Origin of the sequence: Streptomyces sp. NPDC038707, from assembly GCF_040636485.1 — a bacterium.
Lineage (GTDB): Bacteria > Actinomycetota > Actinomycetes > Streptomycetales > Streptomycetaceae > Streptomyces.
In genome coordinates, this window is the sequence record NZ_JBEZUP010000019.1 from 22454 (window position 1) to 34931 (window position 12478).

12 protein-coding genes are annotated in these 12478 nt (G+C 69.8%); 1 reads left to right on the plus strand and 11 read right to left on the minus strand.

Going from position 1 to position 12478, the window contains the following annotated elements:
* Window positions 1-6: 6 nt before the first annotated feature.
* From nuoK to AB0E62_RS24545, 11 genes are read right to left on the minus strand one after another with little or no spacing between them, the layout of a single operon-like run.
* Complete coding sequence (gene nuoK / locus AB0E62_RS24495; RefSeq protein WP_362197609.1) at window positions 7-306, minus strand: NADH-quinone oxidoreductase subunit NuoK; 300 nt, start codon at window positions 304-306, stop codon at window positions 7-9.
* Window positions 303-1148, minus strand: a complete 846-nt coding sequence (locus tag AB0E62_RS24500) for an NADH-quinone oxidoreductase subunit J (RefSeq protein WP_362197612.1) — start codon at window positions 1146-1148, stop codon at window positions 303-305. Before AB0E62_RS24500 ends, nuoK begins: the two co-directional genes overlap by 4 nt.
* Window positions 1145-1795, minus strand: coding sequence for an NADH-quinone oxidoreductase subunit NuoI (nuoI, locus tag AB0E62_RS24505; protein WP_362197615.1), 651 nt, complete (start codon window positions 1793-1795; stop codon window positions 1145-1147). The genes AB0E62_RS24500 and nuoI overlap by 4 nt, the downstream gene beginning before the upstream one ends.
* Complete coding sequence (nuoH, locus tag AB0E62_RS24510) at window positions 1788-3152, minus strand: NADH-quinone oxidoreductase subunit NuoH (protein WP_362197618.1); 1365 nt, start codon at window positions 3150-3152, stop codon at window positions 1788-1790. Before nuoH ends, nuoI begins: the two co-directional genes overlap by 8 nt.
* Entirely contained in the window at window positions 3149-5653 is a 2505-nt protein-coding gene (locus AB0E62_RS24515; protein WP_362197621.1) for an NADH-quinone oxidoreductase subunit G, read from the minus strand. Before AB0E62_RS24515 ends, nuoH begins: the two co-directional genes overlap by 4 nt.
* Complete coding sequence (nuoF, locus tag AB0E62_RS24520; RefSeq protein ID WP_362197624.1) at window positions 5650-6999, minus strand: NADH-quinone oxidoreductase subunit NuoF; 1350 nt, start codon at window positions 6997-6999, stop codon at window positions 5650-5652. The genes AB0E62_RS24515 and nuoF overlap by 4 nt, the downstream gene beginning before the upstream one ends.
* The gene (gene nuoE / locus AB0E62_RS24525; RefSeq protein WP_362197627.1) at window positions 6996-7778 is read right to left on the minus strand and encodes an NADH-quinone oxidoreductase subunit NuoE; all 783 of its coding nucleotides are present in this window, start codon (window positions 7776-7778) and stop codon (window positions 6996-6998) included. Before nuoE ends, nuoF begins: the two co-directional genes overlap by 4 nt.
* Window positions 7775-9100 (minus strand): NADH-quinone oxidoreductase subunit D, encoded by a 1326-nt coding sequence (locus tag AB0E62_RS24530; RefSeq protein WP_362197630.1) that lies wholly within the window; start codon window positions 9098-9100, stop codon window positions 7775-7777. The genes nuoE and AB0E62_RS24530 overlap by 4 nt, the downstream gene beginning before the upstream one ends.
* The gene (locus AB0E62_RS24535; RefSeq protein ID WP_362197633.1) at window positions 9097-9900 is read right to left on the minus strand and encodes an NADH-quinone oxidoreductase subunit C; all 804 of its coding nucleotides are present in this window, start codon (window positions 9898-9900) and stop codon (window positions 9097-9099) included. Before AB0E62_RS24535 ends, AB0E62_RS24530 begins: the two co-directional genes overlap by 4 nt.
* Window positions 9897-10451, minus strand: coding sequence for an NADH-quinone oxidoreductase subunit B (locus AB0E62_RS24540; RefSeq protein WP_007383964.1), 555 nt, complete (start codon window positions 10449-10451; stop codon window positions 9897-9899). Before AB0E62_RS24540 ends, AB0E62_RS24535 begins: the two co-directional genes overlap by 4 nt.
* Window positions 10452-10464: 13 nt before the next feature.
* Complete coding sequence (locus AB0E62_RS24545; protein ID WP_003992243.1) at window positions 10465-10824, minus strand: NADH-quinone oxidoreductase subunit A; 360 nt, start codon at window positions 10822-10824, stop codon at window positions 10465-10467.
* 743 nt (window positions 10825-11567) lie between these two features.
* Here AB0E62_RS24545 and AB0E62_RS24550 point away from each other — a divergent pair.
* Entirely contained in the window at window positions 11568-12455 is an 888-nt protein-coding gene (locus AB0E62_RS24550) for a C40 family peptidase (protein WP_362197636.1), read from the plus strand.
* Window positions 12456-12478: the final 23 nt, after the last annotated feature.

Sequence of the window (12478 nt, forward strand, 5' to 3'; positions counted from 1 at the left end):
GACCCCTTACAGCTTCATCAGGCTGGCGTCGTCGACCGAGGCCGAGTGGCGGGTACGGAACAGCGACACGATGATCGCGAGGCCCACCACGACCTCCGCGGCGGCGACGACCATCGTGAAGAAGGCGATGATCTGGCCGTCGAGGTTGCCGTGCATCCGGGAGAAGGCGACGAACGCGAGGTTGCAGGCGTTCAGCATCAGCTCGACGCACATGAAGACCACGATGGCGTTGCGCCGGACGAGGACGCCGGTCGCGCCGATCGTGAACAGCAGGGCGGCGAGGTAGAGGTAGTTGACCGGGTTCACTTCGACGCCTCCTCGGACCGCTTGAACGTCTCCGGCTCGACCGCCCGGCGCTCCAGGCGTTCCTGCGCGCGCTGTTCCAGCGCCCGCAGGTCATTGAGCGCCTCCGTGGACACGTCCCGGATCTGGCCGCGGGCGCGCAGCGTCTTGCTGACGGTCAGCTCGGAGGGGGTGCCGTCGGGCAGCAGGCCCGCGATGTCGACCGCGTTGTGCCGGGCGTAGACACCGGGGGCGGGCAGCGGCGGGATGTACGTGCCCTCGCGGATGCGCTGTTCGGACAGCTCGCGCTGGGTCCTGGCGCGCTCCGTGCGCTCCCGGTGGGTGAGCACCATGGCGCCGACGGCGGCCGTGATGAGCAGCGCGCCGGTGATCTCGAAGGCGAAGACGTACTTGGTGAAGATGAGGGACGCGAGGCCCTCGACGTTGCCGTTGGCGTTGGCCCGGCCGGTGCCGTTGAACTCCTTCAGGGAGGCGTTGCCGATGCCGGCGAGCAGCAGGACGCCGAAGCCGGTCCCGCACAGCAGGGCCAGCCAGCGCTGGCCCTTGATGGTCTCCTTCAGGGAGTCCGCGGCCGTGACACCGACGAGCATCACCACGAACAGGAACAGCATCATGATCGCGCCCGTGTAGACGACGATCTGCACGATGCCGAGGAAATAGGCGCCGTTGGCGAGGTAGAACACCGCCAGGACGATCATCGTGCCGGCCAGGCAGAGCGCGCTGTGCACGGCCTTCTTCATGAAGACGGTGCACAGGGCGCCGATCACGGCGACGGTGCCGAGGACCCAGAACTGGAAGGCCTCACCGGTGGAGGTGGTGTAGGCGGCGAGCTGCTGCGCGCTCATCGGCCGGTCACCTCCTGCGCGGCCGGCTCGTCCTCGCCGAAGGTGGCGGCGGCCTCCTGCGGGGCCTCCCCCTTGGAGACGGCGGTCTGCCGGACGGTGCCGGGCGCGGCGTGGGTGACCTGGCCGCGGTAGTAGTCCTGCTCGTCGGTCCCCGGGAAGATGGCGTGCGGGGTGTCGACCATGCCCTCTTCGAGGCCGGCGAGCAACTGCTCCTTGGTGTAGATGAGGTTGGCGCGGCTGGAGTCGGCCAGTTCGAACTCGTTGGTCATCGTGAGCGCGCGCGTGGGGCACGCCTCGATGCACAGGCCGCACAGGATGCAGCGGGCGTAGTTGATCTGGTAGACGCGGCCGTAGCGCTCCCCCGGCGAGTAGCGCTCCTCGTCGGTGTTGTCGGCGCCCTCCACATAGATGGCGTCGGCGGGGCAGGCCCAGGCGCACAGCTCGCAGCCGACGCACTTCTCCAGGCCGTCCGGATGGCGGTTGAGCTGGTGCCGTCCGTGGAACCGCGGAGCCGTGGTCTTCTTCTGCTCCGGGTACTGCTCGGTCAGCCGCTTCTTGAACATGGCCTTGAAGGTCACGCCGAAGCCGGCCACCGGGTTCTGGAAGCCGGGCTTGATCTGCCCGGACTCCTGAGGCTCCTCAGCCATCGGACGCCTCCTTTCCATCCGTAGTTCCGTCACTGACAGTGTCCGGCCCACCACTGACAATCAGCTCCCGCTCCCGGCGCGGGCGGCGCCTGGGCACCGGCGGCAACTGCTGTCCGGGCAGCGGCGGCACGGGGAAGCCGCCCGCCATGGGGTCGAAGGCCGGCTGCTCGGCGGCGGGCCGCCCGGCCGTCCCGCCCTTCTCGCGGAACATGTCGGCGACGAAGGAGACGAGCAGCAGGGCGAGAACACCCCCGCCGACGTAGAGTGCGATGTCGGCGAAGTCGTAGTTCTCGTTGCGCAGCGCGCGGACGGTCGCGACGAGCATCAGCCAGGTCACCGAGACGGGGATCAGGACCTTCCAGCCGAGCTTCATCAGCTGGTCGTAGCGCACGCGCGGGAGGGTGCCGCGCAGCCAGATGAAGAAGAACAGCAGCAGCTGGACCTTGACGACGAACCAGAGCAGCGGCCACCAGCCGTGGTTGGCGCCCTCCCAGAAGGTGCTGATCGGCCAGGGTGCGCGCCAGCCACCGAGGAAGAGGGTGGCGGAGACGGCCGAGACCGTCACCATGTTGACGTACTCGGCGAGCATGAACATCGCGAACTTGATCGACGAGTACTCGGTGTTGAAGCCGCCGACCAGGTCGCCCTCGGACTCCGGCATGTCGAAGGGGGCGCGGTTGGTCTCGCCGACCATCGTGACGATGTACAGGATGAAGGAGACCGGCAGCAGCAGGATGTACCAGCGGTCGCCCTGCGCCTCCACGATCCTGGACGTCGACATCGAGCCCGAGTAGAGGAACACGGAGGCGAACGCGGCGCCCATGGCGATCTCGTAGGAGATCATCTGCGCGCACGAGCGCAGGCCGCCCAGCAGCGGATAGGTGGACCCGGAGCTCCAGCCCGCCAGCACGATGCCGTAGATGCCGACGGAGGCGACCGCGAGGATGTAGAGCATCGCGATCGGCAGGTCCGTGAGCTGCATCGTGGTGCGGTGGCCGAAGACCGAGATCTCGTTGCCGGCCGGGCCGAAGGGGATCACCGCGATCGCCATGAAGGCGGGGATGGCCGCGACGATCGGCGCGAGGACGTAGACCACCTTGTCCGCGCGTTTGACGACGAGGTCCTCCTTGAGCATCAGCTTGATGCCGTCGGCGAGCGACTGGAGCATGCCCCAGGGGCCGTGCCGGTTGGGGCCGATGCGCAACTGCATCCAGGCGACGACCTTGCGCTCCCAGACGATGGAGAACAGTACGGTCACCATGAGGAAGGCGAAGCAGAAGACGGCCTTGACGAGGACCAGCCACCAGGGGTCGCGGCCGAACATCGAGAGGTCTTCCGCGGCGAGGTACGCGCTCATGCCTCCACCTCCTGGGGGGCCGTCTCGGCGGGGACCGCCGGGCCGATGCGGACGAGGGAGCCGGGCCGCGCCCCGGTGTCGGAGGCGACGCCGCCGCCGGTGGAGTTCAGCGGGAGCCAGACCACCCGGTCCGGCATCTCGGTGATCCGGAGCGGCAGTTCCACCGTGCCGGCGGGTCCGGTGACGGCCAGGGTGCCGCCGTCCCCGACGCCCGCCTCGGCGGCCGTGGCCGCGGACAGGCGGGCGTGCGCGGCGTGCCGGGTCCCGGCGAGCGCCTCGTCGCCCTCCTGGAGGACGCCCTGGTCGAGCAGGAGCCGGTGCCCGGCCAGGACGGCCTCGCCGGCCGCCGGGCGGGGCAGGGCGCCCGCGGACTCCATGGGGGCCAGGGCGCGCGGGCCGTCCCAGAGGCCGAGCCGGTCGATCTCCGCGCGCGTGGTGCGCAGGTCCGGCAGGCCCAGGTGGGTGTCCATGGCGTCGGCGAGCATGTGCAGCACGCGGGTGTCGGCCGGGGCGAGCCGGCGGGTCATCTGGTCGGGCTTGAGCGCGGCTTCGAAGGAGCGCACCCGGCCTTCCCAGTTGAGGAACGAGCCGGCCTTCTCGGCGACCGCGGCGACCGGCAGGACGACGTCGGCGTGCGCGGTGACCTCGCTGGGCCGCAGCTCCAGCGACACGAGGAAGCCCACGTTCTCCAGCGCCTCACGCGCGCGAGCCGGGTCGGGCAGGTCGGCGACCTCCACCCCGGCGACCAGCAGCGCGGAAAGTTCGCCGGTCGCGGCGGCCTCGACGATCTGGTGGGTGTCGCGGCCGTAGCCCGCGGGGAGTTCGGCGAGCCCCCAGACCGCGGCGACCTCCTCCCGCGCCCGCGGATCGGTCGCGGGACGGCCGCCCGGCAGCAGCGACGGCAGCGCGCCCGCCTCCACGGCGCCGCGCTCACCGGCCCGGCGGGGGATCCACACCAGCTCGGCGCCGGTCGCGGTGGCGGCGCGCACGGCGGCGGTCAGGCCGCCCGCGACCCCGGCCAGCCGCTCCCCCACGACGATGACGGCACCGTCGGCGCGCAGGGCCTCGGCGGCCCGGGTGCCGGGCTCCTCCAGGCCGACACCGCTCGCGAGGGCGTCCAGCCACTCGGTCTCGGTGCCGGGAGCGGCCGGCAGCAGCGTGCCGCCGGTCTTCTCCAGGCCCCGGGTGGCGTGCGTGGCCAGCGCGAACACCTGCTGCCTGTGCTTGCGCCAGGCCTTGCGCAGCCGCAGGAAGACGCCGGGGGCCTCCTCCTCCGACTCGAAGCCGACCAGCAGCACTGCGGGCGCCTTCTCCAGGGAGGTGTACGTGACGCCCGTACCGTCCAGGTCACGGCCGTGGCCGGCGACCCGGGCGGCGAGGAAGTCGGCCTCCTCGCCGCTGTGCACGCGCGCGCGGAAGTCGATGTCGTTGGTGTCGAGCGCCACCCGCGCGAACTTGCTGTACGCGTAGGCGTCCTCGACGGTCAGCCGGCCGCCGAGCAGGACACCGGCCCGGGAGCGGGCGGAGAGAAGGCCCTCGGCCGCCGCCTGGAGCGCCTCGGGCCAGGAGGCGGGCGCCAGCACGCCGTCGGCGCCCCGCACCAGCGGGGTCTCGAGGCGGTCGCGCTGCTGCGCGTAGCGGAACGCGAAGCGTCCCTTGTCGCAGATCCACTCCTCGTTGACCTCGGGGTCGTTGGCGGCGAGCCGCCGCATGACCTTGCCGCGCCGGTGGTCGGTGCGGGTGGCGCAGCCGCCGGAGCAGTGCTCGCACACCGACGGCGAGGAGACGAGGTCGAAGGGGCGGGAGCGGAAGCGGTACGCGGCCGAGGTGAGCGCGCCGACCGGGCAGATCTGGATGGTGTTGCCGGAGAAGTACGACTCGAAGGGGTCGCCCTCGCCGGTGCCGACCTGCTGGAGCGCGCCCCGCTCGATCAGCTCGATCATGGGGTCGCCCGCGATCTGGTGGGAGAAGCGGGTGCAGCGGGCGCACAGCACGCACCGCTCGCGGTCGAGCAGCACCTGGGCGGAGATCGCGACGGGCTTCTCGTAGGTCCGCTTGCGGCCCTCGAAGCGGGACTCGGCGTTGCCGTGCGAGACGGCCTGGTTCTGGAGCGGGCACTCGCCGCCCTTGTCGCAGACCGGGCAGTCCAGCGGGTGGTTGATGAGCAGCAGCTCCATCACGCCGTGCTGGGCCTTCTCGGCGACCGGGGAGGTGAGGTGGGTCTTGACGACCATGCCGTCCGTGCAGGTGATCGTGCAGGACGCCATCGGCTTGCGCTGGCCCTCGACCTCGACGATGCACTGGCGGCAGGCGCCGGCCGGGTCCAGGAGGGGGTGGTCGCAGAACCGGGGGATCTCGATGCCGAGCTGTTCGGCGGCCCGGATGACCAGGGTGCCCTTGGGCACGCTGATCTCGATGCCGTCGATGGTCAGCGTGACGAGGTCCTCCGGCGGGAGGGCCGCCTCGCCCCCGCCGGCGGGGGCGCTCGTGGTCACGGTCATGCGTTCACCTCCGGGCGGTCCGCCCAGGCCGTGGACTTGGCCGGGTCGAAGGGGCAGCCCCGGCCCGTGATGTGCTGTTCGTACTCCTCGCGGAAGTACTTCAGCGAGGAGAAGATCGGGGACGCGGCGCCGTCTCCGAGGGCGCAGAAGGACTTGCCGTTGATGTTGTCGGCGATGTCGGCGAGCTTGTCGAGGTCGCCCATGGCGCCCTTGCCGGCCTCGATGTCCCGCAGCAGCTGCACCAGCCAGTACGTCCCCTCGCGGCAGGGGGTGCACTTGCCGCAGGACTCGTGGGCGTAGAACTCGGTCCAGCGGGTGACGGCCCGCACCACGCAGGTCGTCTCGTCGAAGCACTGGAGGGCCTTGGTGCCGAGCATGGAGCCGGCGGCGCCCACGCCCTCGTAGTCGAGCGGGACGTCGAGGTGTTCGTCGGTGAACATCGGCGTGGAGGAACCGCCCGGGGTCCAGAACTTCAGCCGGTGGCCGGGCCGCATGCCGCCGCTCATGTCGAGGAGCTGGCGCAGGGTGATGCCGAGCGGGGCCTCGTACTGTCCGGGGCTGGCGACGTGGCCGCTGAGCGAGTAGAGCGTGAAGCCCGGGGACTTCTCGCTGCCCATCGACCTGAACCATTCCTTGCCGTTTTTCAGGATCGCGGGAACCGAGGCGATCGACTCGACGTTGTTCACGACAGTGGGACAGGCGTACAGGCCTTCCACGGCCGGGAAGGGGGGACGCAGCCGCGGTTGACCACGGCGGCCTTCGAGCGAGTCGAGCAGCGCGGTCTCCTCACCGCAGATGTACGCGCCGGCGCCGGCGTGCACGGTGAGCGTGACGTCGAGCCCGCTGCCCAGGATGTTCTCGCCGAGGTAGCCCGCCGCGCAGGCCTCGCGCACGGCCTCGTGCAACCGTCGCAGTACGGGGACGACCTCGCCCCGCAGATAGATGAAGGCGTGCGACGACCTGATGGCGTAGCACGCGATCACGATGCCCTCGATGAGGCTGTGCGGGTTCGCGAAGAGGAGCGGGATGTCCTTGCACGTCCCGGGCTCCGACTCGTCGGCGTTGACAACGAGATAGTGCGGCTTTCCGTCTCCCTGGGGAATGAACTGCCACTTCATCCCGGTGGGGAACCCCGCGCCGCCGCGGCCGCGCAGCCCGGATTCCTTGACGTAGGCGATCAGGTCGTCCGGTGACATGGCGAGGGCCTTGCGGAGCCCCTCGTACCCTTCGTGCCTCCGGTAGACGTCCAGAGACCAGGACCGGTCCTCGTCCCAGAAGGCCGACAGCACGGGTGCGAGCAGCTTCTCGGGGCTCGGGTCCTTGACCTCGGATACCACGGTCATCACTCCCCCTCCTCTTCGGCCAGGCCCGCCGACGGGGCGTCCGGGGACTCCTGGACCCGCGGGTGGACCACGCGCGCGGGCGCGGCCTCGCCCTTGGCCAGGCGCAGGCCCACGAGCGACGCGGGTCCCGCGCTGCCGCCCTCCTCGACGGCCCCGGGCCGCTCGTCGGGGAAGCCGGCCAGGATCCGCGCGGTCTCCTTGAAGGTGCACAGACGCGCCCCGCGCGTGGGCTGCACGGGGCGCCCGGCGCGCAGGTCGTCGACCAGGCGCGTGGCGCTCGCCGGGGTCTGGTTGTCGAAGAACTCCCAGTTGACCATCACCACCGGCGCGTAGTCGCAGGCCGCGTTGCACTCGATGTGCTCCAGGGTGACCTTGCCGTCGTCGGTGGTCCCGCCGTTGCCGACGCCCAGGTGCTCCTGGAGGGTCTCGAAGATGGCGTCGCCGCCCATCACCGCGCACAGCGTGTTGGTGCACACGCCGACCTGGTAGTCACCGGAGGGCCGGCGCCGGTACATGGTGTAGAAGGTGGCGACCGCGGTGACCTCGGCCGTGGTCAGGCCCAGCATGTCCGCGCAGAACCGCATCCCGGTGCGGGTGACGTGGCCCTCCTCCGACTGCACGAGGTGCAGCAGCGGCAGCAGGGCGGAGCGGGAGTCGGGGTAGCGCGCGATCACTTCGCGGGCGTCCGCCTCCAGCCGGGCCCGGACGTCGTCCGGGTAGGCCGGTGCGGGCAGTTCGGGCATGCCCAGGCTGATGCCCCGCTCCGAAGAAGAGGTGGTCACCGGTCGACGCCTCCCATCACGGGGTCGATGGAGGCCACGGCGACGATGACGTCGGCGACCTGGCCGCCCTCGCACATCGCCGCCATGGCCTGAAGGTTGGTGAAGGACGGGTCGCGGAAGTGGACCCGGTAGGGGCGGGTGCCGCCGTCGGAGACGGCGTGCACCCCGAGTTCGCCCTTGGGCGACTCGACGGCCGCGTACGCCTGTCCCGGCGGGACCCGGAAGCCCTCGGTGACCAGCTTGAAGTGGTGGATCAGGGCCTCCATGGAGGTGCCCATGATCTTCTTGATGTGGTCGAGGGAGTTGCCGAGGCCGTCCGGTCCCAGGGCGAGCTGGGCGGGCCAGGCGATCTTCTTGTCGGCGACCATGACCGGTCCGGGCTGGAGCCGGTCCAGGCACTGCTCGATGATCCTGAGCGACTGGCGCATCTCCTCCAGGCGGATGAGGAAGCGGCCGTAGGCGTCGCAGGAGTCGGCGGTCGGGACGTCGAAGTCGTAGTTCTCGTAGCCGCAGTACGGCTGGGTCTTGCGCAAGTCGTGCGGGAGGCCGGTGGAGCGCAGGATCGGCCCGGTGGCGCCGAGGGCCATGCAGCCGGCCAGGTCCAGATAGCCGACGTCCTGCATGCGGGCCTTGAAGATCGGGTTCCCGGTGGCGAGCTTGTCGTACTCCGGGAGGTTCTTCTTCATCTTCTTCACGAACTCGCGGATCTGGTCCACCGCGCCGGGCGGCAGGTCCTGGGCGAGTCCGCCGGGCCGGATGTACGCGTGGTTCATGCGCAGGCCCGTGATGAGTTCGTAGAGGTCGAGAATCATTTCACGATCACGGAATCCGTAGATCATGATCGTGGTGGCGCCGAGCTCCATGCCGCCGGTGGCGATGCACACCAGGTGGGAGGAGAGCCGGTTCAGCTCCATCAGGAGCACCCGGATGATCGTGGCGCGCTCGGTGACCTGGTCCTCGATGCCGAGGAGTTTCTCGACGGCGAGACAGTAGGCGGTCTCGTTGAAGAAGGACGTCAGGTAGTCCATGCGCGTGACGAAGGTGGTGCCCTGCGTCCACGTGCGGTACTCGAGGTTCTTCTCGATGCCGGTGTGGAGGTAGCCGATGCCGCAGCGGGCCTCGGTGACCGTCTCGCCCTCGATCTCCAGGATGAGGCGGAGCACTCCGTGGGTGGACGGGTGCTGGGGACCCATGTTGACGACGATGCGCTCGTCGTCGGCGCGGGCCGCGGACTGGACGACCTCGTCCCAGTCGCCACCGGTGACCGTGTAGACGGTGCCCTCGGTGGTTTCCCGGGCTGCTGCTGACTGGGTGCTGCTCACGAGTACGACCTCCGCTGGTCCGGAGCCGGGATCTGGGCGCCCTTGTACTCGACGGGGATGCCGCCGAGGGGGTAGTCCTTGCGCTGCGGGTGGCCCTGCCAGTCGTCCGGCATCATGATCCGCGTCAGGGCCGGGTGGCCGTCGAAGACGATCCCGAAGAAGTCGTACGTCTCGCGCTCGTGCCAGTCGTTGGTCGGGTAGACGGAGACCAGGGACGGGATGCGCGGGTCGCTGTCGGGGGCGCTGACTTCGAGGCGGATCAGCCGGTTGTGGGTGATCGAGCGCAGGTGGTAGACGGCGTGCAGTTCGCGGCCCTTGTCGTTCGGGTAGTGGACGCCGCTGACGCCGGTGCACAGCTCGAAGCGCAAGGCCGGGTCGTCGCGCAGGACGCGGGCGACACGGACCAGATGCTCGCGTTCGATGTGGAAGGTCAGCTCGTCCCGGTCGACGACCGTCTTCTCGATGGCGTTCTCGGGCAGGAGCCCCTGTTCCTCCAGCGCGCCCTCGAGTTCGTCGGCGACCTCGTCGAACCAGCCGCCGTAGGGCCGGGTCGCCGGTCCCGGGAGGCGGACCGAGCGGACCAGGCCGCCGTAGCCGGAGGTGTCGCCGCCGTTGTCGGCGCCGAACATGCCGCGCTGGACGCGGATCTCCTCGCCGCCCTGGCCGCGCATCCCGGGGAGGTTGGCCGCGGCGAGGTCCTTCTCCGGGTTCGTCCCGTTGGCGGATCCGCTCGCGGAACCGTTGGCGGATCCGTTCGCCGGCCCGTTCGCCCCGTGGGTGCCGTTCTTCGCGTCGCTCACCGCAGCAGCCCCTTCATCTCGATCGTGGGCAGGGCCTTCAGCGCCGCTTCCTCCGCCTCCCGGGCCGCTTCCTCCGCGTTCACGCCGAGCTTGGAAGACTGGATCTTCTGGTGGAGCTTGAGGATCGCGTCCATGAGCATCTCGGGCCGGGGCGGGCAGCCGGGGAGATAGATGTCGACCGGGACGATGTGGTCGACGCCCTGGACGATCGCGTAGTTGTTGAACATGCCGCCCGAGGAGGCGCAGACGCCCATGGAGATCACCCACTTGGGGTTCGGCATCTGGTCGTAGACCTGCCGCAGGACGGGCGCCATCTTCTGGCTGACCCGGCCGGCGACGATCATCAGGTCGGCCTGGCGCGGTGAGCCGCGGAAGACCTCCATGCCGAAGCGGGCGAGGTCGTAGCGGCCGGCGCCGGTGGTCATCATCTCGATGGCACAGCAGGCCAGGCCGAAGGTGGCCGGGAAGACGGACGCCTTGCGCACCCAGCCCGCGGCCTGCTCGACGGTGGTGAGCAGGAAGCCGCTCGGCAGCTTTTCTTCGAGTCCCATGTCTAAAGGCCCCTCAGTCCCATTCCAGGCCGCCGCGCCGCCATACGTACGCGTACGCGACGAAGACGGTGAGCACGAAGAGCAGCATCTCCACGAGCCCGAAGATCCCCAGGGCGTCGAAGGTGACGGCCCAGGGGTAGAGGAAGACGATCTCGATGTCGAAGACGATGAAGAGCATCGCCGTCAGGTAGTACTTGATGGGGAAGCGCCCGCCGCCGGCCGGCGTGGGGGTCGGCTCGATGCCGCACTCGTAGGCTTCGAGTTTGGCGCGGTTGTACCGCTTCGGACCGATCAGCGTGGCCATGACCACGGAGAAGATCGCAAAGCCTGCCCCGAGGGCTCCCAGTACGAGGATGGGCGCATACGCGTTCACCGCTCCTCGCTCCTCTCAGTCGGCACTGACTGCTGGCGGAACACTGGGCTCACATCCGCCCCACCGGTCCCACGAACCCCGCTCGTCCCGGGCGAAGATCGAGAACATGTGAAGCAGGTCACAAGCCCGACTGCCTCGCATCTTATGCCTGTCACTCTGTGATCTGCGACACGGGGTATTGCACAAGCTTTGTGATCTCCACCACCTGACGAAGGATCATGAAGTCGGATGATGGGTGATCTTCACACCGGAAGCGTTCAGTTGATCACCAGAAGTGACATTCCCACTTGTCAGCGCAGGCCGGAAGGGTCGCCTCAATATCAAGAAGGTTCGCCTGCATGCAAATTGGTGTCGGACGCATGCATCTGATAGAGGAGCGCGTTCACACCCCGAGAGGGAGACCGCGGCGGGTGTGAACGCGCATCCCGGCGCGTGCGCGCGTTCACGAAGTCCGCACGCGCCGGACGCCGGAGTTCCGGCGCCCGTTCCGTGACGTCCGTCACATCCATGAGAGGGCGATGAGAACCGGGCTTGGCCAACGACCTCAACCAGTGGTAAGCGCGGGGCAATTCGGACGTAATGATCAAAGACCGTGATCAAGGGCTTGATCACGACGGCCCGCAATGTCCGTTACGGCGTCAATAAAGGGCGACACGCCCGGGTTTCCAGGTATCGATTGAGCAACTGTGGCGGACGACACGTTTCTTGAAGATATGAAGGAGCCCCTGGTACCGGTTGTTCCCATGTCCCACACCGCTCACATACGCAGCCACCGGAAGCCCCGCCGCAGCGCGTCGACCCTCGCCGTGCGGGCCGGAGTTGCCGGTGGCGTCCTCAGCACCCTGGCAGTCGCCGGGGCGTCCGGGTCGGCGAACGCTGCCGAGCCGGTGACGCAGACCCTCGAACTGCCCACCCTGACGGCCGACCTGGCCGCTCAGGCGGCCCAGTCCGCGGACGCGACCGAGCAGGCCGCCGCGAACTACCAGCTGCAGGCGGAGCGTGACGCGGCTGCCGCCAAGGCCGCGAAGCAGGCGAAGGCGGACCTCGCCGAGGCCAAGAAGAAGGCGGCCGAGGCCAAGAAGAAGGCCCAGGAGGAGGCCCGCAAGGAGGCCGCGGCCCGCGCGTCGCGCGCCGCGGAGCGGACCGTGCTCACCGCCTCGGCGGACACCGGCACCACCACCCTCGGCGACAACGGCAGCGGCAGCGGCAGCGGCAGCAGCACGGACGCGGGTACCGGCACCGGCACCAGCACCGACACCGGCACGTCCACGGCCACCGGTTCGGCCGCGACGATCGTCAACTTCGTCAAGTCCCAGGTCGGCAAGGCGTACGTCCCCGGCGCCACCGGCCCGTCCGCCTACGACTGCTCCGGCCTGGTGCAGACGGCCTTCAGGCAGATCAACGTCAGCCTGCCGCGCGTGTCGCAGGACCAGTCGACCGCCGGCACCCAGGTCTCGCTGAGCAACCTCCAGCCGGGCGACATCCTGTACTGGGGCAGCGCGGGCAGCGCGTACCACGTGGCGGTGTACGTCGGCGGCGGCATGTTCGTCGGCGCGCAGAACTCCTCCACCGGCGTGGTGGAGCGCCCGCTGTCCTACGACCCGCCCACCGGCGCCGTACGGGTGCTCTGAGCGCGCTCGGCACCCCTCGCACG

Coding starts and splice junctions, on each gene's coding strand:
- AB0E62_RS24500 (WP_362197612.1), bottom strand. CDS start 1,148: ATGAGCGCGCAGCAGCTCGCCGCCTACACCACCTCCACCGGTGAGGCC.
- nuoI (WP_362197615.1), bottom strand. CDS start 1,795: ATGGCTGAGGAGCCTCAGGAGTCCGGGCAGATCAAGCCCGGCTTCCAG.
- nuoH (WP_362197618.1), bottom strand. CDS start 3,152: ATGAGCGCGTACCTCGCCGCGGAAGACCTCTCGATGTTCGGCCGCGAC.
- AB0E62_RS24515 (WP_362197621.1), bottom strand. CDS start 5,653: ATGACCGTGACCACGAGCGCCCCCGCCGGCGGGGGCGAGGCGGCCCTC.
- AB0E62_RS24540 (WP_007383964.1), bottom strand. CDS start 10,451: ATGGGACTCGAAGAAAAGCTGCCGAGCGGCTTCCTGCTCACCACCGTC.
- AB0E62_RS24550 (WP_362197636.1), top strand. CDS start 11,568: ATGTCCCACACCGCTCACATACGCAGCCACCGGAAGCCCCGCCGCAGC.